This window comes from Holdemania sp. (genome assembly GCF_986127675.1).
Window position 1 is genome coordinate 13,605 of sequence record NZ_CFQZWI010000020.1, and the last position, 22,406, is coordinate 36,010.

Below are 22,406 nucleotides of genomic sequence, written 5' to 3' on the forward strand. Positions count from 1 at the left end.
AGAAAGCGCCGCCCAAACTGAATGACCCATGATAAAATGAATCTACTTGCTGAAAGGAGAAACAAAGTATGGACTTTAAAAAACTCATCGACGAAATCCCGGCCTACGATCATTTTCTGACCGTGGATGAAATGGATGCCAGCACCCTGAAGCTGGCCGAAGAATATCCGGATCTGGTCACGGTCACAAAGGAAGGGACTTCCCGCGGCGGCCATCCGATCTATTGTCTGAAGATCGGCGACGGCTCGAAAAACGCCTTTATGTTCGGTTGTCCGCATCCAAACGAACCAATGGGCGCGATGATGCTGGAATATTTCTCACGCCGCTTATGCGAGGATGAAGCGCTGCGCAGTGAACTGGGGTATACCTGGTATCTGATCAAAAGCATCGACGTCGACGGCACAAAGCTGAATGAAGGATGGTTCAAGGGACCGTTTACGATCACCAATTACGCCCGGAATTTCTTCCGTCCGGTCGGTTCGGAACAGGCAGAATGGACATTCCCGTTCACCTATAAAAATTACAGCTGGACGACGCCGATCCCGGAAACTCAGGTGCTGATGAACATCATCGACCGTGTCAAACCGGAATTCATGTACTCGCTGCACAACGCCGGCTTCGGCGGCGCGTATTGGTATGTATCCGGCGATGAGCCAAGCTTATGGGACGGCTTCTACAAGGCGGCGGAAAAGCAGAATGTACCGCTGAATCTGGGCGAACCGGAAATGGTTTACGTCACCCAATACGCCCCGGCCTGCTACAAAATGACCGGCTCCAAGGATTCCTACGACTATTATGAGAAAAGCATGGAACATCCGGAAGAGATGATGAGCTGCGGCACCAGCTCCGACGATTATGCTTCGCAATACGGCACTTACACGCTGGTCGCCGAGCTGCCGTATTTCTTCTCCCGCAAAATTGTATCCGATACGATCATGCCGTTCACCCGGGCGGAAGCGGCGATCCAGGGCGAACAGGTCAAACATGATCAGATCGAACAGATCGGCAAGATCCTAAAACCGGTTAAACCATGGTTGACCGAGGATAATCCGTTCCCGAAGATCGTTTTGCTTTCCGTCGATAAAAACGACGCGTCCACGCAGGCGCAGATTGATTATTATAAAAAGACGGAAGCTTACCAGCAGCCGTGCAAGGAATCGGAAGCCTTCGACTGTCTGGACATCACCCGTTTCTACACACTGTTAAGCTGGGGGCTGAGCGTCCGCGCAATCAATTACGCAATCGAGCACACCGACATTGATCCGCACCTGGCCAAGACCGCGCTGGATCAGGCACAGGCCGGCTTTGACACTCTGGCGGCGGCACTTGAAAACGACATCGACTATTCTGTCGTTCCGATCCGCAGCCTGATCGGCGTGCAGCTGGAAAGCGGTATGCTCGTGGCCGATCTCCTTCGTTCTAAATAAAGGAAAAAAGGAAAATCGTGTTTCAGATTTTCCTTTTTTATATTTTTCTTTTTTATCCACCGCTGTTTTTGCGGCGGCAGTCCCGATCAAACGTCATTGCGCCTAAGGCTGCCTGAACTCGCATCGCCGCCACACTCATTCCATTCTCACTCTTCATTGCGGGATAGAATTTCGATCCTCAGTTTTGATCAAACCTCGGGCTGGTCATGACAGAAGTAAAAAAGACGAACAAATTGAAGTTCGTCTTTTTGCGCCAATAACCATCATACCCGTGTTTAAAAGGGGTGATTTGAAACTTCCAGCTGATGATTCCCGTTGGTTGTTATTCGCTTTTCAATGTGATCGGACGACGGTTTTCGTAAGCGTTTTTAATCGCCTGGATGAAGTCGCCATGACCGTCTTTTAAGGAAATCGTCGCGCCGGTGCGGACGTCTTCCAGCATCTTCTTTTCCTCATCGCTCAATGCGCTGAATTTTGCCTTGTCCTCGTCGCTCTTGGCTTCCGCCTGCAATGGCCGGCCGTTGGCGTCGGTATACTTGGCAAACCAGTCTTCCACTTCCGCGACCGTCTTGCCGACAAACAACTTCTCAAACACATCGGCTTCGCTGGCCCAGGTGCCGCTGTTGAGCTTATAGCTCTCGCCGCGTTCGCGCTTGGTCTTCCAGGTATCAAACTCAGCCAAGAACTGTTCCTCACTGTCGGCTGTCTTGCCTTCGACCTTGCCGTCGTGATTTTCATCATTGTTGTATCCGCCCTGACCCGGGAATCCGGAGAACTGCGGCATATCCGCACCGTCGTAATTCGGCGTCGCGACTTCCAGTTCATCCAGCTTCAACGATACGATCCGGCCTTCCGCATCAAACAACGCGCTGGCCACCAGCGTATTAAAGCTGTAAACCTGAACCTCCTGATCATCCTTGCCCGGTCCGACACGGCCGTTGGAAGCGACGCCCAGCCCTTCCGCCGCGGCTTCCCTGACGTCTAACGGCTGGCGCAGTTCATACGCTTTTTTCAATGCCGTAATAAAATCGCCGTGCGCATCTTTTAAAGAGATCGTCGCGCCGGTGCGGACGTCTTCCAGCATCTTCTTTTCCTCATCGCTCAACGCGCTGAATTTTGCCTTGTCCTCATCGCTCTTGGCTTCCGCCTGCAATGGCCGGCCGTTGGCATCGGTGTACTTGGCAAACCAGTCTTCCACTTCCGCGACCGTCTTACCGACAAACAGCTGTTCAAAAACATCCATCTCACTCGCCCAGGTACCGCTGTTGAGCTTATAGCTCTCGCCGCGTTCGCGCTTGGTCTTCCAGGTATCAAACTCAGCCAAGAACTGTTCCTCGCTGTCAGCTGTCTTACCTTCGACCTTGCCATCGTGATTTTCATCATAGTTATAGCCACCCTGACCCGGGAAACCGGAGAACTGCGGCATATCCGCACCGTCATAATTCGGCGTTGCAACTTCCAGCTCGTCGATATTCAGATCCAGAATCTTGCCGTCCTTATCAAATAAAGCGTTCAGCACCACTTCGTTGAAGCTGTAAACGGAGACTTCCTGATCATCCTTGCCCGGACCTAACCGGCCGTTGGATACGATCGCAAGTCCCTGATTCAGATCGGATGCCACGACTTCCTTCGGCTGTTCTTCTTTTTCCGCCTTTGCCACATACGGATAGGTCTGCGGATCCAGCGCGTTGTTGACTGCGTCTTTAATTCCCTGACTGGAGAACGTCGCTCCGCTGACATTATCGACGTCGGTGGAGTTCGCCTTGACGATCGCCTGCGGCAGCTGTTCGATCGCCTGGGAGCCGATTCCCTGCGTCTCCTGATCGCCCACCGCCTTGACGTCTGTGATCTTGCCATCTTTGCGCGTTACAGTGACGGTGATCAAACCACCGAACCCGTTGCCTTTGCCTTCCAACGTTTCGGTTTTGGCTTCCGGAGTGCTGCACGCCGCTGCGGATATCAACAGTACGGCTGCGGCCAGAAGCCGAGTCCATTTTTTCATAATTTTTCCTCCCTGTGATGTTTTTAGCATAGCATGTCAAAGCGGGGCGGGACAGCCGTCTGCTTCACACAGTATGGATTAACATAGAACTATTATGGATAAACACTAGATGAGGAAGGGTTAGATATAGGGAATAGAAGAAAGCGTTTACTTTTTTTCTTTGCGGGGACCGGGGATTTTGTAATCCAGTCTCTTTGACTTCCTTAAAAAAGCTAAAATGTGCTCGTAATCGAACAAATTTCAAATAACGTAAGAATAAATTGGCTTTTTTTCTAACAAAGGTCTATGATTAAATTATCTTGATCCCTCCGATTTTTATACAATATCTCATCTTCTGTTTTTCTGCCGTCCGGATGTCGATGGCTGTCGTTTTCCTGCATCGCCTCGCGAACCGGGCCGTTTCTGTGTTTTATAATAAGGGGGAGTTTCATTGAAAGCGTCAAAAAGCAAAGTACAGCACCGTCAGCTTGTTCTCGTTCTGTTTTTCCTCGGTGTGAATCTGATCGCCGGCAGTTTAATCGCCGTCCAGGAATCACGCCACGTTCAGCAAGTCTTAACGCATCATGGGGAGCAGGCTCAGGAAAAACTCGGCAGCGTCATGGCAGATTACACTCATTCATTCCAGTTGTTTGCGCAGCTGCTTCAGCAAACCGTAAGCGATCATCCGGATCCTGATTTCATCTGGGACCATCTGAAAACGTTGGACCGGCCGCTGGCGGCGATTGAGGGCGACACCTTCGACGGTGTTTACATGGTGTATCAGGACCGCTATCTTTACAGCTGGGATACGCCGTATTCGCAATATGAGAGCACCGGTTACCGGCCGCAGGACAGGCCCTGGTATCAGAATGCCGTCAAGGGTCAGGGCGCGATCGTCTTCACGCCACCCTACATGAGCTATGCCAACCATTATATTCTTTCGACGATCTCGCAGCTGCAGCCGGATCAGAAAACGGTCTTCGCCTACGATATCAAAATGGGCAATATCCAGCGGTTAGTCAGCGAGCTAGGCAGCTATGCGCACGAACAGCTGTTGGTCTACGACGCCAATGGCACGATTATCGGGAGTACGGAAGAAACATATCTGGGCAGCACACTGAGTCCAAACGCCGCTCTTGCCCCCGCTGCCCTGCAGCAGGCGCAGGCTGCGGTCAAAACGTTGGAAGAAGGCACTGAAGCGTGGCAGAAAGCCAAAGAACAAGCCGACGCCGCCGAAGCCTTCGCCCACTTCCGCCAACAAGGGGACGCCGGTTTCCAAAAGCTGCTCGCCCGGCCGCAGCAGGCCATGTTGATCAAGCTGGGTTCCCAACAGGTTTATGGTTATCTGAGTCCCGGGAAAGATTATCAGATCCTGATTCTGGTCCCGCTGGGCGCGATGCTCGCCGCAACCGCGCAGGTCTGGCTGCTTCCGTTCTTATTGCTGGAACTGGTGCTGGTTTACGGATTGAGCCGCATCCGCAAGGAATGGAACACCCGCGAGCTGCAGCAGGCCTACGTCGAGCTGGGCCAGACGCAGAAACGTCTGGAAATCGCCTTGAAAGCCGCGCAGAAAGCGGCGGCCATCGACGACTTGACCGGCATGATGAATTTTAAATCGTTCCGGCAGAACGTGACAGATCAGATTCAGAGCATGCAGGAAACCGACAGCGGTATTCTGATCCTGTTGGATGGCGATCACTTCAAGACGATCAATGACAATTACGGGCATCAGATGGGCGACGAGGTAATCAAGCTGGCCGCGCAGATGATCATCGGCCGTATTCGAACCGTGGACTCTGCGTCGCGTCTGCATGGCGATGAATTTGCAATCTTTATCGCGAATACGCAGGATTACACCGTTGCCGAAAAGATCGTCGGCGATATCAACGCGACGTTGATAGCAGAATCCGCCCGCCGGCACATGCCGAACATCACCTTATCCGCCGGTGCGGTGATCGCACGCCGGGGAAGCAATTACGCTCAGCTGGCGAAAACCGCGGACGCCGCCTTGTACCAAGCCAAAACAACTCACGACGGCGGCTTTGCGCACGCTTAAGACTCAGAATTTGATGTGAGACGGATGGTGCAAGTTTCCAACCAGTTTATCTGCCGCAAGCAGACAGCGAGCCGCCTGATGGTCAGGCGAATGCCTTCAAATTTCAAGACCGCCTTATATAAAGCAGATCATAAAAAACAAGTATTTTAATGAGAAGAAGGCATATCGTCTGTTTTTCATAAGAATTTAAAAAATCTCACTCGCTAAAAAACAATGCAAAAAGCGCTGAACGGCTGGAATGAACCTTGCCGCTCAGCGTTTTACTTTCCTTTCTCACCGCCAGCCTCACATGGCTGACAAAATCCTCCGCCTGTCCTTTTACGTAAAAAGAAAATTGTGAAAATTCTGAGCATCAGATCAAAAGCAGGTAGCCCGCCTCTGCCGGCTGGATCTTTTCATCGCTTAAGGTATCCCCGATTACGTTGAGATCGTTATCCAGCACCATCAGACGCCGGCCTTCCGGAACGCTCAGCGTACCATCAAAGCGATGATCCAGACGGAACGTCTGCGGCTGATCGGCAAAGCCCTGCCCTTCATAGACCGGCAGCGTGTCTGCCCGCTGATAGCGGTAGGACGCGACATCGCAGAATTCCGCCTCTTTCTGCGTGAAGAAATACGGATCGATCAGATCCCGGCTGCCGTTGCATGGGGTGCGCAGGAAACCCCGGCCATGATTTTCGTCCGCCGGTATAAAGCTGCCGTCAAAGCCGCCGCTGTACACATCACTGCCCTGCCGTCCGCTGAATGAAGCGACGAGGACGCCGTCGAAGTCCGGCAGCGCCTGCAGACGAAAACCGGTCATGATCTCCCCGATGACTAAATCCTCCGGCGTCGGATTGACAACGACATACGGATGATCCAGCCGTTGTTTCCAGGTTTCGCTTAACGGGCTGAAGGCTTTCGCCTTCATTGCGACCGGATAGGTCTGACCGTTCATCCCGCTCATCAGATACAGGTCGCCCTGCGCTTCGGCAAAGAAATAATTCACCTTTTCACTGGCGATCCAGCGGCTTCCGTCATAGCGTAAGTAGGTTTCCCACGGATAGGCCTGAGCTTTTAACGGCGTGTCCTGAAAGTGAGCGATGGCGCCCCGCATCGCGACCTTGGCAATCGCGCTGGGCATCAGATACGTTCCGCTGAAGGCGTCGGAAATTGCCTGCGGAATTGCCTGTGCCCGGCGGTAAATCGAAATTCCCCGTTTTTCCAGCAGCCACTGCGCTAAAATATGCAGCGCGGCCTGCGTGACGTCGATCTTGCAGTCATGCGTTTCGCTGATTGCCAGCACGGCGTTGTACTTCGGGATGACGATCAGCTGGGAGGTAAACTGAAAGCTGTTGCCGCCCTTGCGCAGCACGCCTTCGCCCAGGTCAAAATCCGGATCGCTGAAACACACCGTATCCCAGCCTAAGCCATAAGATGGGCTTTTCTGATCCTGCGGCAGAAAGGAAACGCCCTGTTTCTTTGCCATTTCCTGCTTGGACGTTTCCGTCAGAATAGGATTTTCAGAGAGGAACAGCTTACCGAACTTGCACAAATCGATCATCGACGTCGTCAATCCGCCCGCGCCTTCGACTAACAACAGCTCGGCCGGTTTCTTCTTTTCATGGACCAACGGATATTCCGGATTGCGGTCTTCAATCGTGCGGGTTGATTCGGCGCCGATTAAAGCGGTGATGTTCTCACGCAGAAAATCGCAGTAGCGCTGATTGCTGACGCGTGCCACGACAATTTCCGCCAACGTGAAGCCGTCATTGCAGTAAACCGAATATTCGCCCGGCTGCGCTTTCAGATGACTGACCGCCAGATAGTCGAGCACTTCTTTATAATAATCCCGCTCTGTCTGCGCGGTGACGGAAAAGCCCTTCCACTGCGTTCCCGGCAGACCGCTGGCATGGTTTAACAAATGCCGCACCGTGATTTTCTTATAATCGTCATCGAGCATTTTAAAATCCGGCACATACTGAACGACCGGCGTATCCAGATCCACCAGACCCCGCTGGACTAATACCATCACCGCCGCCGTGCAGTAAATCTTCGATACCGAAGCCACGTTGTAAGTGCAGCGCGTGTCCGCCTTCACGTTTTCCGGCTGATCCTGCCAACCCAGGGCGTCCGCAGCGACCAGTTCGCCATTGACCTGCAAAGCATACGAAACCGACGTATAGTCCTTCGCCAGCGTCATGCTTAAAAAATCCGAGGTTCTTTTACTCCATTCGCAATCCATATCTTTTCACTCCTTATTTTTTTCCATTATACCGCAAACAAAAAAGAAAAGACAGGACGGACGGCATCATCAGCCGCCGGGGTTGTCCTGCCGGTTATTTCTGCAATGAAAAAGTCAGCGTTCCTGCCTTGTCGAGCATTCTTTATTTCTTCGCTCAGCCCAGCGCGACGTCGAGAATCATCATGATCAGAAAGCCAAGCATGAAGCCGAGCGTGCCAATATGAGTATGCTCGCTCAGGTGGGCTTCAGGAACCAGTTCCTCGACGACGACAAAGATCATCGCCCCAGCCGCAAACGAAAGCAGCCACGGCATCAATCCGGCGATCTGCGAAGCTGCCAGCACTGTCAAAATCCCGAAGATCGGTTCGACAATCCCCGACAAGCTCCCGTACAGAAATGCTTTAAAACGGCTGAAGCCTTCCTGCCGCAGCGGCAGCGAAATCGCCGCGCCCTCGGGAAAATTCTGAATCCCGATGCCGATCGCCAGCGCCATCGCCGCCGACATCATCGCCGGATCCTGATGCTGGGCCGCCATCGCGAACGCCAGACCGACGGCCATGCCTTCGGGGATGTTGTGCAGCGTCACCGCGGAAACCAGCAACGTCGTCTTCTTCCAGCTGCTGCTCAGCCCTTCCGGCTGTTTCTCTTCCAGATGCAGATGCGGAAGCAGATGATCCAGAGCATACAGGAACACGCCGCCTGCGACAAAGCCGATCGCCGCCGGAACCCAGCCGATCAAGCCCATCGCCTCCGCCTCGCTGATCGCCGGGATTAAAAGCGACCACACCGAAGCCGCGACCATCACGCCCGCCGCGAAGCCAAGAAATCCCTTCTGGATATTCCCGCCTACCTGATTTTTGAAAAAGAAGACGACCGCCGCGCCGGCCGAAGTCAGAAGAAACGTAAATCCGGTGCCCAGGGCCGCATAAGCTATTGCATTCATCTTCACTCCTCCTTGAGTTTGTTAGATTTATTTAACTTTATGAATTCATTGTAAAGAAAGCGGCGCAGAAAGTCAATTCAGACGCTTTCCGGCTTTAATTCTTTCATCTTTCTTTCAGAGCTGAAGGTTTTATTCCCACCGGTTTCCTAAATGTGGTATCCTAATGAAAACAGAGTAGATTAAAGGAGCGATACCATGACCTCTGCCAAAACCCGTCAGTATCCTGCCGTCGACATGATGAAATTTATCTGTGCTTTCCTCGTCATCGTCGTTCACACTTATCCCTTCTATGAAGTCTGGCCGGATCTCGGCTTTGTGACAAGCAATATATTAGGAAGAATCGTCATTCCGTTTTTCTTTATTTCGGCCGGATATTTCATGCAGATCGGCCGCTGCCACAAGGATGAGAATTACTTCCGCAGCTATATCAAGCGGTTAGTCAAGCTGTATCTGATCTGGAGTGTGATTTACATCCCCTTCGGCATGCACAAGCTGGGCACCATGATGGAAATCAGCGGCGCGCTGTGGCTGGCGGCCTTGCCGATCGCGCTGTTCAACATCGGCACCTACTTTCATCTGTGGTATATGTCGGCGCTGATCTTCGCGATGGTGTTCTGTCATCTGTTTTTAAAAAAATTTTCAATGAAGGCTTTATTGATCACCGGCGGCGTGTTGTTTTTATTCGGTTTGATCGAAACCTACCACGGACTGATCACTAATGAAATCCTGCTGCAGTCAGTCAACACGTACTTTCTGTTGATGTTCACGACCCGCAACGGCCTGTTCTTCGGTGTGCTGTTTGTCGCGCTGGGCATGGCGCTGGCTGATCAGAACCGGGTAGAAGCGATCCGCCATCCGTTTGCCAAGGCGGCCGCGGCGTTTGGGCTGCTGGTGATCGAGGCGTTTACCGTGCGGCATTTTCACTGGGCGCTGGATTACAACATGTATTTCATGACAGTGCCGTTTACGTTATACTGGTTCGCGGGATTATTACGGATCCCACTGAACTGGAAACTGAACTTCAAAGCTTTGCGCGAGTCGAGCACCGTCATTTATTTTTGTCATGCGATGTTTCTGGAGCTGGGCGAAATCTTGCTGGGTTCCTTGTATTTAACCAACGGCGCGGTGCGGTTTTGCTTTGTTTTCCCCTTGACGATGATCATGACGGCGATCATCCGCAAATGGCTGCCGTTTCTGAAATAGCCCGATCCTTACAAAAGTGTTCGCGGAATGAAAGCTTTTTCCTATGACAATTTCTCTCTTTTATACTATAATGATACACGAATCTGTTAAAAAGCCTGATCTGAGCCGGAATGTAAACTTTCGCCGGATCAATTAATCTAAAAGTTCCAACAGATAGAAAGGTGGGATTGGGTGGCAAAGCGAAAGCGAAACCGCACGCGGAAAATCAAACCCTTTACGATTTTACAGAAAACATATATGATCGCCGGTGTTTTTGTCCTGGCCGGCATGATCACGGTTTACGGCTCGGCTATGATCGTGCTGAAAGGGCCGTCAGTCACCGTCAGCAACCTGCTGACGAGCACGATGATGGAAACCCGGACGTTAAAGAGTATCGCCCGGCTGTTTTTCTCGGAAGAGGAAATGGAAACGATCATGAACCGCAACTCCGTCAGCGACACGGATGAAATCACCGATTCGGAAACGGATTTCGTGATTGACGAAAGCAAGAAAGATAAAATTGAAATTATTGATATCAAGGGTCCGACCTATGAGGGGAAGCTGATGATCGTCTACGATCCTTCGCGAATCCATCTGGCGGTCAATTCCGACCTGGGCAATGGCAACGAGGGGTACTTCGTGGAGGAATACGTCAAGGCGAACGACGCGATCGCCGGCATCAACGCCGGAGGCTTCGACGATCCCAACGGTCAGGGAACCGGCGGAATTCCTTACGGCATCGTCATTCAGGACGGCGAGCTGGTCAGCGGCAGTCTGGATGATTACAATTCGGTCATCGGCTTCAATGAACAGAACAAACTGATCGTGGGCAACATGACAGGGCGGCAGGCGCTGGAATACGGCCTGCGCGACGCCGTTACTTTTAAACCGATCTTCATCGTCAACTATGTTCCGGTTGAAGTTACCGGCACCGGCGGCGGCGTGAATCCGCGCACTGTCATCGGCCAGCGGGAAGACGGCGCGGTGCTGTTGTTAGTCATCGACGGACGGCAGACGACCAGTCTGGGCGCTTCCTATTCCGACTGCATCGACATCATGACCCAATACGGCGCAATGAATGCGGCGAACCTGGACGGCGGTTCTTCGTCCGTCATGGTCTACGACGGTCAGATTATCAACAACGTGGTTTCCATGAACGGCGACCGCAAAGTGCCGACCGCCTTTATCGTGAAATAATAGGAGGGCCTCATGAGCAACAACGACGAACAAAAAAAAACCGCGGCCGCGCCGAAAAAGACAAGACCCGCAGGCAGCCAGACCGCCAAGCGGCCGGCAAAACCGGCTAAAGCGGCCGATCAGCCGGTTAAGAAAAAAAAGAAGAAAACCGAAGCCGTCCTGCATCACAGTCCCGAAGGCCATATCGGCGGGAAACAGGAAACCACCGATCTGTGGCATTTATCGGTCGAGCGGATTCGCGAAGCTTCCGAGCGTGAGCGCAGGAAGATCAATTCTTCAAACCAGCAGTTCCTCTACTTTCTGCTCAAACTGTTTTTAGCCTTGATGATTCTGGGCAGCGCGATCATGTTTCTGACGTGGAAGGTATTGGAAAACTACGAAAAAAGTACGCCCAACGGCGCGATGAGCGCTTACGTTCACCTGCTTCAGGCAAACAACTATGATAAGATTTATGAAAACTCAACCGTGATCTTCACGCAGTTCAATGAGAAAGAGCCCTATATCGAGTATCTGAAGTCGATCTATGAGGACGTCAATCTGAAAAAGGCGGTATTCTCCAAAAAGGCTTACTCCAATGATACCTTCCTCTATTACGACATGATCGTCGACAAGCAGAAAATCTCGACGCTGGAGCTGATCTACAATGAAGAGGCCCGGCAATGGAATGTGCGGACGGTCATCGACGCGCGCAATTTCTACATCGAGGTCTTCGGCGATGCGCAGGTTTATGTCAACGGAATCCGGCTGAATGAGCATTACATCAGTGAGCGCAACGTCAGCTCCGACGCCTATTCCAATTTATTCGATCTGAATCAGGCGCCGCTGGTTACCCGTTATCACATCGACAATCTGGTCACCGTCCCGGCCGTTACGACTCAGGACGATACAAAATACAGCGTCGTCAAGGACGCGCTGCAGGATCGCTTCTATATCGCCGAAAAACCGGGCGGAGCGATGGAAGAGATTATGCGGACACGCATCCGCGACACCGCGATGACCTATGCGAAGTACATTTCCGAGGACACCCGCTTCTCTGATCTGCAGCAGTATTTATACCGCCGCACAGATTATTACAAAGCGATCTCCAGCTTTGTCAACCGGTACTTCTCCACCCATGATTCGTATCGTTTCGATAACATGCATATCAGCGATCTGATCAGCTATGGCGAGGACGTCGGTTTCACCGGCACGATCTCATTCGACTACGTCGTCACGATTGAAGGCGAGAAGTCACAGACTTATTCCAACACGTATCAGATGACGTTCTTAAACGTCAGCGGCAAATGGCTTTGCAGCAATCTAGTGATCGCCAATCAAAGCCAGCCGGAAACAGAGACAGAGACAGAGACGGAGATGGAGACGGAATAAGCAAAGCTCAACCATCCCAGTAAAACAATCCTCCTCATGGAAAACCGGAAATCCCGGTTTTCTTTTTTTGCTTCGCCGCACTTTATGGGAATTGTCTGTGCAGAACCTTGTTTGGCAGAGCAGGCGGCGCTGCTGCGGAGGGAACGCGCAAGCTCAGGATCAGACAAACATCCAATCACACAAAAAAAAGCGGACTCGCCGCTTTTTCAAGGGATAGACAAAATTGAAATCCTGATGCCTTATTTGATGATTTCGCCCATGGCGGAACCGGAAATCGCCGCTGCATTGGCTTCGTCGGTATCAATATGCATCGCCAGCGCGTACTTTTCAGAAACGCGGACAACCGTATCGCCGAAGGTCAGGCTGCGGCCGTCGGTATCAATCTTAACGGAAACGATCTGACCGTTGGTTACGCCGTACTTTTCAGCATCGGCCGGGGTCATGTGAATATGCCGCTTCGCCGCGATCACGCCTTTGGAAACCTCGATCGAGCCGGCCGGACCGATGATCGTGATGCCCTGTGTGCCTTCGATGTCGCCGGATTCGCGGATCATCGCTTTCACACCGACCGTGCGCGCATCCGTCAACGACAGCTCAACCTGCGTTTCAGGACGGGTTGGTCCCAGAACGGACAGCTTCATTTCGCCGCGCTCACCCTTGATCGTTACCTTCTCATTGGAAGCGAACTGACCTGGCTGAGACAGCTCCTTCTTGACCGTTAATTTGTATCCTGGACCGAACAAAGCTTCAACGTCGGCATCGGTCAGGTGGATGTGCCGTGCGGAAACTTCAACTAATACTTTTTCTTCTGACATAATTTTACTCCCTCTTTCTTTCATGTTCATTATAGTCAATTTATGGGCCTTCGGCAATGGAATTGATTTATTTTTTAGTCAAAATTTCGCCGATGATCAGTCCGTTGGCTGCCGCCTGGGACAATGAGCGGGTAAAGCCTGCGCCGTCGCCCAAAGCGTAAATTCCCGGGCAGTCTTTAATCTCAAAGTCAACGCAGTCCGGACGGGCGGAGTAATACTTGCATTCCACGCCGTACAGCAGCGTATCATAGTTTGCGGTGCCCGGCGCGACTTTATCGAGCGCGTGCAGCGTTTCAATGATGTTGTCAAGCTGGCGCTTCGGCATGCACAGGCTCAGATCGCCCGGCACGGCGTTCAGCGTCGGTCTGACCGTCGACTGCTTCAAGCGTTTCTCATCCGTACGCCGGCCGCTTTCCAGATCGCCTAAGCGCTGCACGAGTACGCTGCCGCCGGAAATCTTATTCGCCAGCGATGCAACGTAGCGGGCATAATCAATCGGATCGTTAAACGGTTCGGTAAACCGGATCGTGCAGAGCAGAGCGAAGTTGGAATTGTCCGTCTTGCGGTCGAGCTCCTTGTATGCATGGCCGTTGACCGTCAGCACGCCGTCGGTATTCTCCGTAACGACCAAGCCACGCTCATTGAAGCAGAACATCCGCGTCGTATCGCCATATGCTTTCGAGCGGTACAGGATCTTCGGCTCATAAATTTTCCTGGAGAAGTGTTCCCACACCATTGCCGGCAATTCGACGCGCACGCCGATATCGACCTGATTGTTCGCGCAGGCCACGCCGTTGCGCTTGCACCAGTCCAGGAAAACCCGGCTGCCGGCCCGGCCGACCGCAAAGACCACTTTATCGCCGACGACGCTGTATTGCTTGCCGCGGTGAGTAAAGAAGACCTCGTGGGTTTCCTTGTTGACATCCGTGACGGTGCACAGCGTTTCAATCTGAACACGCTGCTTCAGATCGTCGACTAAGCGCTGCATCGTCTTCAGGTTGGCGTCCGTTCCCAAATGCTTCAGCTGCGCCTGCTGCATGTGCAGATCGTAGCGCAGGCAAAGCTGCTTTAATTCATCGTTCGGCACAAACCGTTCCTTCTGCGCCCCAAAGCGCATCAGCACCTGATCCGCCTGTTCGATATAATCCATGACCTTGGCCGGTTCCATGAAATCCGGCAGCCATCCGCCGTATTCCGTTGAAATGATATACTTGCCATCGGAAAACGCGCCGGCCCCGGCGATGCCTTCCATTACGGCGCAAGGCTCGCATTTCAGGCATTTATCCGCCTTTCCTGAAATGATCGGACACTGGCGATGCTCTAAATCCAATCCTCGCTCCAGAAGCAAAACCGACGTCTTTGGATCCCGCTCAGCAATGCGATAAGCGCACATCAGTCCGCCGATGCCGCCGCCGATGATGACGACATCATACTTGTTGTTACAATTCAACCCTCATTCCTGCCTTTCTGTTAAGACCTTTTCCCGACCTTCATTTTAGCACAAAAAAGAGGGATTCCCAATGTTTGTATGATATAATAGGACAAAATTGGAGGAAACAAAATGATTCTTGAAAAACAGCTGAAAGGAACGCGCGCCAAACGGCCGGTCATCATCTTCCTGCATGGCTTTGGAAGAAAACGGACAGGCGAGCTGGAGGCGTTTCAAAAAGCGTTTGAACATGATTACGATATTCTCATGCCCGAGCTTTTCGATCCCGAAGATCCCAGGGATTCCAACGGAATCCTGTGGGCCAACCGGGCGCTGCACGTCGTTGAGAAGGAACTGTTAAAACAACGCCAGGTCATCCTGGGCGGATTTTCGATGGGCGGCGTGATCGCCAGCTGGATCGCCTCGATGCTTCCGGTGGAAAAGCTGATTCTGGTCGCGCCAGCCTTCGATCTGATCAATCTGAAAAATACCGGAAATATTCTGGCGTCGCTGATCACGCATTTCACGCATCTGGATTCGCCGCAGGAGATCGCCAACTTCAACGGCCTGCCTGCGAATTTCTTTCAGACGCTGATCGACGTGGTCGTTCAATTCCGGCCTTATGCTTCACGGCTCACCTGCCCGGTGTTGTTAATTCATGGTTCTCAAGATGGGATTGTCTCCCCGCAGAGTTCCAAAATCGCGTTTTCACGGATGCCGGCAACGCAGAAACAGATGTTTATCATTGAAAATGGTCATCATGTGATGTTTGAGGATGAAGGCGTCTGTCAGGAAGCGCTCGCCTTGATTCAGTTGTATCTGAACGATCAGATCGTGATTCGTAAAGCGACGCCAGCGGCAGAAACCGTTGAAGATTAAAATTACCCGTATGAAATATGAAATTGGTTTATCCCAGTCTTTTCTCAGGCTGCGGATAGCCAATTTCTTTTTTAACATTTATTTCGAAATTATTACATTTTTATGACATATTTCACACGAAATTCATGATTGTTTTTTATAATATTTCATGAGGTGAACAGGCATGAAATTGGATCGATCCCTTCTGCTTCGAATTTTACCCTGGGGGTTATTCGGCGCTGCTTTGTTTTTTTTCGCTGTTGTGGGCTTTTCGTCCAAGGAAGCTGCGGGATGTGTTGTCAGCATCAGCGCTGACGGCAGCCATCTCGGTGACCTGTTGACGACCAGCGATCTGGAAATTCAGATCAATGGCCTTCCGCTCTCGCTGGATCTCTCCCAAACCGCACCGATCGCCGCGCCAGTGTCCTTAAGCTGTGAGACGGCGAACATCCTGACCTGGACGACGAGCGACCGGAATCTTCAGCTCAGCTGGAATGGTCAGAAGCTGTCATCCCCGGCCATGATCGAAGTGGATCAGCTCAGTCCGCAGACAACCGCCACGCTGACGATCCGCAAAGGAGACTGCCAACGCAGCGTCACCATTCAAACGCTGCCGGACAGCTTTCCGACCGTGCAGTTTACGGGTCACAGCCACAGCGAAGGGGATTTCTATGGGGATCTGATGAATGATGACGGCGATTCCTACATCTTTAAAATGGATAATGACGGACAGCTGTTGTATTACTACCGCGGATTCTATAATAAGAGCGGTTCGGTTATGAACTTCCAAAAGCATGAAATTGACGGTGTCACCTATTATTCCTTCTTTGAACCGACGGCGAACATTTCCGATCATCTGTTATATATGGGCGTGCAATATGGTCATATCAATATCCTGGATGATCAATATCAGCGAATCAAACAGATTGAACTCCTGCCTTCAGATGCGCTGCCTACGGGCGGGATGTGTGAAAATCATGAATTCCTGATGCTGGGTGAGAATCATTACCTGATCACTGGTTCCGTGGATCAGAATATATGGATGTCCAGCGAACGGCGGTATGTCCGGATCAAGGCGGCACTGATTCAGGAAATCCAGGATGACGAGGTCATCTTTGAGTGGTGCAGCAGCGATTATCCGGCCTTATTAAAACAATCTGTGGAAAACAACGACTATACGAACACGAACGATCTCTATTATGCCGCGGATTACGCGCATATCAACAGTCTGTGCGTCGACCCAAGCGATGGCCATGTGATCGCTTCGTTCCGCAATCTGGACGAGGTCTTAAAGATTGACCGGCAGACCGGCGAGATTCTGTGGACTTTAGGCGGTCTGGGCGATGATTTCGGGTTAACTGAGGAACAGCTTTTCTCTCGTCAGCATTACGCCAAGCTGACGGATACGGGAACGCTGCTTCTGTTTGACAACGCAATGCCAACGAACAGACGCGGATTCTGGAATTCAAGCTGAATGAAAAGAATCAGTCCGTGACATCGTTTCAGGAAATGATCGTTGCGGGGAAATATTCGTTTGCGACCGGCTCGGTGATGAAGACCGAAGCGGACACCTATGTGATCGGCTGGGGCACGGGCAGCGTCCATTCCTTAATGAGCGAGATCGATTTTGAGAACCGGGAAGTCATCGCGGAAATAATCCCGGCGTATGGACAATACAGCTACCGGGTTGTGAAGTACAAGTAGCGGTTTGCGGCGATATCAAAAGTAAAGGACTGGGAGTTTCGTCAATGCTTCCAGTTTTTTCATATTAAAAAGCCAGGTAAAGAAGTGGACTCCTTCTCTTCCTGACTTTTTGTCACTTTAATCGATTAAGGCTGGCGGATAGGCTTGAAGCAGCCGCTGTAATTCCTGCTCTGTCACCGGCGTGGCCGAACCATGCCGGACATCGCCATTCGGCAGGGTATATTCCGATTCTTCCAGCCAGCGCAGATCACTGTCTTCGCCCAGCGTTGAGAACTGTGCGACGTGGAAGGTTCCGTACGGGTAATAGTCCTCGTACAGGTAATATTGATCTTCACCATTGACCGGGAAGACGAACGGGCCTTCCATAAACCGCAGCGGAAACAGGAATTCCTGATCGTAAGCTTCGCCGAACAGCTTGGACAGCGCGTCCGTCGACGCGTAATAAATCGTCTGCGCCGCTTTCCGTTCATCCTTATAGAACAACCAGTATTTTCCCTGTGCCTGCAGCACCGTTCCGTCGATCACGGTATAGCCCGGTTTAAAGAAATTGCCCGGATAGCTGTAATGTTCAAAATCCCGCGTTGTCACATAATACAACGCGCTTTCATCCTTCTCCGTCGGATCGGAGAAATAAATGTAATACAGATCCTGGTCCGGGTCATAGCTCATTTCCGGAGCCCAAGCGCGGGTTCCACTCATCTTTAAGAACGGATCCCACAGTGAAACCGGCACCAGCTGATGATCGGTAAACGTCACTAAATCTGAACTGCGCCAGAGATAAATATCCGGATTGTCAAATCCCTCCGTCGCCAGCAGCACAAAATTTCCATCTCGATCCCGGCCGATAAACGGATCACGGATCCGGCCGTTGCCCAACTCAGAACTCAGCACGGCTTCCCCCCGATTCAGATCAGTCCAATGCAGCCCGTCACGGCTGTAAGCCAGCTTGCCGCGCTCCTCGCCCAGCTCGCCGTTAAAATAGGAAAGCACATATCCTGTAAACGCGTCGAGTACGACAACGTCGCGTTCGATTGTTTCGCTCAACTCTCCCTGCCGGATTGTGACCCGCAGCCGGGCGTTAACCTTTTCCGAAGCCGAGGTTTTAACAATCCGGTTTTCCTGCAGCTCAATCTCACCGGACAGCACCGTCCATTCGAGCTGTGAGCCATTTTCCGCCGCAGCCGGCAGCACATCGTTTTCGTTCATCAGCGGCTGGAAGTCGTTATTCACGGCGATCCGATCGCGCTTTAAACGCGTCTTCGGCGAATCGGCCAGCACCGCAAATTTGAAGTCCTTGGTAAAGGTCTGCCCTTTATGTTCCACCTTCGCGGTAATCGTTACTTCCTGATCCCCCTGCGCCGCCGTCGGTTTCGTCAGCTTGCCTTGATCAGTGATGATCTTGGGCTTATCGCTGGACCAGCTGAAATACAGATCACGCACCGGATTCTCGGCGAACCAGAGATTGCCGGTCAGATCGTCCTGATTGCTGAAATGGAACGTATCCAGCACAGCTTTCGGATAAAAACGGTCAAACTCCGCCTGGACCTCCTCGGCGGTCCAGGCCTGGTTGATAATCTGGAAATCCTGAAACGTGCCTTCCGCCTGCGGGTCGTTGTAGATCAAACTTTTGCCAAGGATCAGCTCGTCTGTCCGCAGCTGTTTCACCTGCTTGGCCACGTTACCCGACGCAGTTTCCTCGCCGTTGAGATACAATGTGACCGTGTTGCCCTCCTGGGTCAACACGATATGGTTGTAGATGCCGGTTTCAACCGTTGCTTCCTTCTCGGAGATAACCCGGTACGCTTTGTTTCCCGACTGAATCGAATAATTCAGTCCGCAGCGCTCGCCGGTGGGATTGCCGGAAGTCGCCAGCTGCATCACATGCCGGTCATCGCGGCCCATCGAAAGCAAGGTCGTCCACTCAAAGTTCGCTTCCGGTTTAAACCAGAACGAAATCGTAAAGCTCTTGGAACTGCGCAGAATCTGCGATTGAACCCGGTGTTCGGTCTGAGCATCCAAACGATAGCCCTGCGCGTCGATTCCCGCGGTGCTGAACAGCTCCGGATCCTCCGGTGCGTAGATCTCCACCTGATCCTGAATAAACTTGGTATGACAGCCGCTCAGCAATCCCGCTAACAGACAAAAGCCGCACAGCCACTGAATCATTTTTTTCATGCCTGCACCTCTTTGTTCTTGTTCATCTTATGCCGGATTAAACGCCAGCCGCGCTGGATCAGTTTGCGGAAGGAGGCGTAGGAGAACCAGTAAACAATCGTAAAGACAACAAACACGATCAATCCCAGGGCCACGCATCCCATCAGGAAATGCAAGGTGGAGGACGTCACAAACGCCTGCTGGGTCTGCCAGCCGGCATACGCCGCAGCGCCGATCAGGATCGCTACGCCCAGCCGGGTAAACACCATCTTGTAATAGCGCAGCGGATTCAGATGAAACACTTTTTTATAGACCAGAACCGGATTGTATAAGAAATCAACGGTCCAGTTCGTCAGCATCGTCGCCGCCAGCACGCCCGCGATCCCTAATGGCTGGATCAGCACAACCGACAGGACGACCTTGGAGATCGCCAGTAAATACGCATTGTTTTTCGCGTCTTTGAACAAACCGTTGGCGTCACGGCAGATGATGATCGGCTCGCGCATCGTCATGTAGAAAATATTGATCGCAAACAGGAAGGCAATCAGAATCGTCACCGAATACTCCGGCCGCATCTTCATCCAGATCAAAACGAACCGTCCGATCACAACGAAGATGCATACGCCGATGATCGAGGCGATATACACGGCGAAGTTAAAGAACTCCGTGAAGACGCTGTAGGAATCCGCGCCGGAATCGTTGAACAGGTTGCCGAAGCTGTTGATCGGCGAGGTGATCGCGGAGTTGATGATCTTGGATACCGACTCGGTCAGATAGCTGTAAGAGCCATAGACGCTGGTCATCGTGTAGCCCATAAAAAAGGTAATCACCAGGTTGTCCGTATTGTTGGTGGCCAGCGTCGAGAGGCGCTGGATAATCGTGTACTTGGCGTTTTTCTGGAACGCGTCGTCATAGGGCAGCTGCTTGTTTTCCTTCAGCCACGGATAGTTTTTCAAAGCGATCCGGCGGGCGATGAAGTTGGCGATGAACACCTGCAAGCCCTCGATCAAGAAGATATAAATATACGGCAGCTTCAGCAGGATGACGCCGACCATCAGCACCATCCGCAAAATGGCGATCGTCTGGATCCAGATGTTGATTTTGTATTCCTTTTGATCGGCGATGATGACAAAATTCGGTCCCATCAGAAAATAAGACAAACCAAAAGGAACACAAAGGATTAAAAACATCGTCACCGTTTCGCCGTAGCCCAGCGGTGATTCGGCGAACATCGGGAACAACAGCGCGGTCAGCGCGCCGACAACCAAGACCGCCATGCCGGTAAAACGGAACACCTTGACGGCGCCGTTATAGATCGACAGCACCCGATCCTGGTCGTTCTCGGCCAGCGGCTTAAACAACAGCTGGCGGAAGGCCAGCGAATAGCTCAGCTCAAAGACATTCAGAAAGGTGATGACGTTCATGATCGTCAGCTGCAGACCGTTGAGGTCGCTGCCGTACAGGTCGATGAACATCCGCACCTTGATAAATCCGAAAATCGGAAGAGCGACGCTGGTGATCAGGCTCACCAAAAAATTGTAAAATGAATATTTTGTGCGCATAAGCTCCTCCTAATCTTAATGAATCACGTGTTTGTAGAGCGGCAGCGTCAGACTGCCGAAGGTTTTCAAAAACAGCTGATCCTTCCAGCCTAAATTGCGGATGTAGGGATTCTTTTTCCAGTTTGGGTAAAATTCCGCCATCACGGCGTCGCTCATCGCTTTCAGCTCGTTGGTTAGCGGCGAGCGCAGAAAGCGGAACATGCCGTACAGACGCAGATGCTCAATATGTAAATATTCCAGCTCATCGTGATACCGTTCGCTGAGGCCCATTTCCGCAAACTGTTCGCGGACCTGCTTCATGACCGGAAAGATTTCTTTCAGCCGCTCGCTCTTAGTGACGGACATGATCGAACCTTCCCGCTGGCGGTAATGAATCCGCGCCTCGTGCTGAATTCCGATCGTTTGGGATTGCGCGAAGATCGGCATCGTGACTGGGATATCCTCATACCAGGTACCCAACGGGTAGCGGTAATGCTTCTGGGTGAAAAAGTCCGCGCGGTAGAGCTTGTTCCAGGCGAACATCGGCGATAGAAACGCCTGCTTTACCGGACTGTCGAAGACATGCGGATTCAGTCCCAGCATGATCCAGGACGGCTGGCCGTTTTCATAAAAATATTCGATATCGCTGACCACGACGTCCGCGCCCCGCACCATGACTTCCGCCATTTTCGCGTAATACTCAGGATCGGCCCAGTCGTCGCTGTCAAGGAAGGCAATCCATTCGCCCTCGGCCTTGCCGATCGCGAAATTGCGGGCGTCCGACAACCCGCCGTTGGGTTTATTCAACTGCGCGAAACGATCCGGAAACCGACGCACATAGTCTTCAATAATCTGCGGGGAGGAATCGGTCGAACCATCGTTGACCACCAGCACCTGCAAGTTTTTATAGGTCTGGCCGGCTAACGAATCGAGACATTCCGGCAAGTATTTTTCCACGTTGTAAACGGGCACAATCACAGTAATTTTGGGTTCCACAGCGTTCCTCCTGTCTGATGAAATAAGTATATCATAATCGTGAATTCTCAGTTCGTTTTTTTCGTTCTGCCCCCGCGCAGGCCAGCGCTGTCAGGATGCCGCCGGCGGTGATCACCAGCCCCAGCGTCAGTCCGCGGGGACGGAAAACAAGCTTGATTTCATGGGTGCCCTCACTCAGCGGCAGTTCGATGAACGTGTTCTGAAACGGCGTGACCGCCGCCGGCTGCCCGTCGATTTCCGCATGCCAGCCTTTATCATAGGGAATCGTTGTCAGCAGCCGCTGCCCCGCTTCCGCCTGAACGTGCATCGTAATCGTCGAGCCGCGAATCTGAATGTTCTGCGCCGCCTGCTTCTGCAGCTTCTGTGTCCATTGCGCTAACGCCGAGATGTCCAGGGAATAAACCTCGGCCCGGGTTAAACGCAGCAGCTGATCGCGCACAACCAGCTGAATCAGGATATCCTGCCCCGGCGGATAGGCGCCCAGATACAATGCGCCGGCGTTGATTCCGGTATGATCATCTTCAGCATAGT

The 22,406-nt window shown here is 52.1% G+C and carries 17 protein-coding genes; 8 read left to right on the plus strand and 9 right to left on the minus strand.

Features of this window, described 5'->3' with window-relative positions:
- Positions 1–68: 68 nt before the first annotated feature.
- On the plus strand, positions 69–1,427 hold the full coding sequence (locus AC5OW4_RS05130; RefSeq protein WP_295768077.1) for a M14 family zinc carboxypeptidase: 1,359 nt from the start codon (positions 69–71) through the stop codon (positions 1,425–1,427).
- Between the two features lie 322 nt (positions 1,428–1,749).
- Here the strand turns inward: AC5OW4_RS05130 and AC5OW4_RS05135 are convergent, their stop codons facing one another.
- Entirely contained in the window at positions 1,750–3,429 is a 1,680-nt protein-coding gene (locus tag AC5OW4_RS05135) for an FMN-binding protein (RefSeq protein WP_229056848.1), read from the minus strand.
- A 430-nt stretch (positions 3,430–3,859) separates the two neighbouring features.
- Between AC5OW4_RS05135 and AC5OW4_RS05140 the strand changes: the two genes are divergently transcribed.
- Positions 3,860–5,464 carry a sensor domain-containing diguanylate cyclase gene (locus AC5OW4_RS05140; RefSeq protein ID WP_072686061.1) on the plus strand — a complete coding sequence of 535 codons (1,605 nt, stop codon included), beginning with the start codon at positions 3,860–3,862 and terminating at the stop codon, positions 5,462–5,464.
- A gap of 352 nt (positions 5,465–5,816) precedes the next feature.
- Here the strand turns inward: AC5OW4_RS05140 and AC5OW4_RS05145 are convergent, their stop codons facing one another.
- Complete coding sequence (locus tag AC5OW4_RS05145) at positions 5,817–7,688, minus strand: serine hydrolase domain-containing protein (RefSeq protein WP_195548181.1); 1,872 nt, start codon at positions 7,686–7,688, stop codon at positions 5,817–5,819.
- 154 nt (positions 7,689–7,842) lie between these two features.
- Positions 7,843–8,631 (minus strand): ZIP family metal transporter, encoded by a 789-nt coding sequence (locus AC5OW4_RS05150; RefSeq protein ID WP_072686057.1) that lies wholly within the window; start codon positions 8,629–8,631, stop codon positions 7,843–7,845.
- A 195-nt stretch (positions 8,632–8,826) separates the two neighbouring features.
- On the opposite strand from AC5OW4_RS05150, the gene AC5OW4_RS05155 reads away from it, so the two are divergent.
- From AC5OW4_RS05155 to AC5OW4_RS05165, 3 genes are all read left to right on the plus strand, one after another.
- Complete coding sequence (locus AC5OW4_RS05155) at positions 8,827–9,834, plus strand: acyltransferase family protein (protein WP_072686055.1); 1,008 nt, start codon at positions 8,827–8,829, stop codon at positions 9,832–9,834.
- 171 nt (positions 9,835–10,005) lie between these two features.
- On the plus strand, positions 10,006–11,010 hold the full coding sequence (locus AC5OW4_RS05160) for a phosphodiester glycosidase family protein (RefSeq protein WP_234973205.1): 1,005 nt from the start codon (positions 10,006–10,008) through the stop codon (positions 11,008–11,010).
- 12 nt (positions 11,011–11,022) lie between these two features.
- Positions 11,023–12,378: a hypothetical protein gene (locus AC5OW4_RS05165; RefSeq protein WP_295768087.1), complete on the plus strand. Its 1,356-nt coding sequence runs from the start codon at positions 11,023–11,025 to the stop codon at positions 12,376–12,378.
- A gap of 239 nt (positions 12,379–12,617) precedes the next feature.
- On the opposite strand, the gene pduL is transcribed toward AC5OW4_RS05165, so the two are convergent.
- Positions 12,618–13,193, minus strand: a complete 576-nt coding sequence (gene pduL / locus AC5OW4_RS05170; RefSeq protein WP_072686052.1) for a phosphate propanoyltransferase — start codon at positions 13,191–13,193, stop codon at positions 12,618–12,620.
- Between the two features lie 67 nt (positions 13,194–13,260).
- Complete coding sequence (locus tag AC5OW4_RS05175; RefSeq protein ID WP_493676729.1) at positions 13,261–14,643, minus strand: NAD(P)/FAD-dependent oxidoreductase; 1,383 nt, start codon at positions 14,641–14,643, stop codon at positions 13,261–13,263.
- A 111-nt stretch (positions 14,644–14,754) separates the two neighbouring features.
- On the opposite strand from AC5OW4_RS05175, the gene AC5OW4_RS05180 reads away from it, so the two are divergent.
- The 3 genes from AC5OW4_RS05180 to AC5OW4_RS05190 all read left to right on the plus strand — a co-directional run bounded on the left by AC5OW4_RS05180 (position 14,755) and on the right by AC5OW4_RS05190 (position 17,184).
- Positions 14,755–15,501: an alpha/beta hydrolase gene (locus AC5OW4_RS05180; protein ID WP_072686049.1), complete on the plus strand. Its 747-nt coding sequence runs from the start codon at positions 14,755–14,757 to the stop codon at positions 15,499–15,501.
- A gap of 163 nt (positions 15,502–15,664) precedes the next feature.
- Entirely contained in the window at positions 15,665–16,954 is a 1,290-nt protein-coding gene (locus tag AC5OW4_RS05185) for an arylsulfotransferase family protein (protein ID WP_493676730.1), read from the plus strand.
- A gap of 17 nt (positions 16,955–16,971) precedes the next feature.
- On the plus strand, positions 16,972–17,184 hold the full coding sequence (locus AC5OW4_RS05190; protein ID WP_493676731.1) for a hypothetical protein: 213 nt from the start codon (positions 16,972–16,974) through the stop codon (positions 17,182–17,184).
- A gap of 117 nt (positions 17,185–17,301) precedes the next feature.
- Here AC5OW4_RS05190 and AC5OW4_RS05195 read toward each other — a convergent pair whose 3' ends face one another.
- From AC5OW4_RS05195 to AC5OW4_RS05210, 4 genes are all read right to left on the minus strand, one after another.
- Entirely contained in the window at positions 17,302–19,359 is a 2,058-nt protein-coding gene (locus tag AC5OW4_RS05195) for a LamG-like jellyroll fold domain-containing protein (RefSeq protein WP_493676732.1), read from the minus strand.
- Positions 19,356–20,900 carry a lipopolysaccharide biosynthesis protein gene (locus AC5OW4_RS05200; RefSeq protein WP_493676733.1) on the minus strand — a complete coding sequence of 515 codons (1,545 nt, stop codon included), beginning with the start codon at positions 20,898–20,900 and terminating at the stop codon, positions 19,356–19,358. The genes AC5OW4_RS05195 and AC5OW4_RS05200 overlap by 4 nt, the downstream gene beginning before the upstream one ends.
- Positions 20,901–20,915: 15 nt before the next feature.
- Positions 20,916–21,926 carry a glycosyltransferase family 2 protein gene (locus AC5OW4_RS05205; protein WP_493676736.1) on the minus strand — a complete coding sequence of 337 codons (1,011 nt, stop codon included), beginning with the start codon at positions 21,924–21,926 and terminating at the stop codon, positions 20,916–20,918.
- Positions 21,907–22,406 (minus strand): YfhO family protein (locus tag AC5OW4_RS05210; protein ID WP_493676734.1); only part of this gene is annotated, 500 nt, incomplete at its 5' end. The genes AC5OW4_RS05205 and AC5OW4_RS05210, both read right to left, overlap by 20 nt.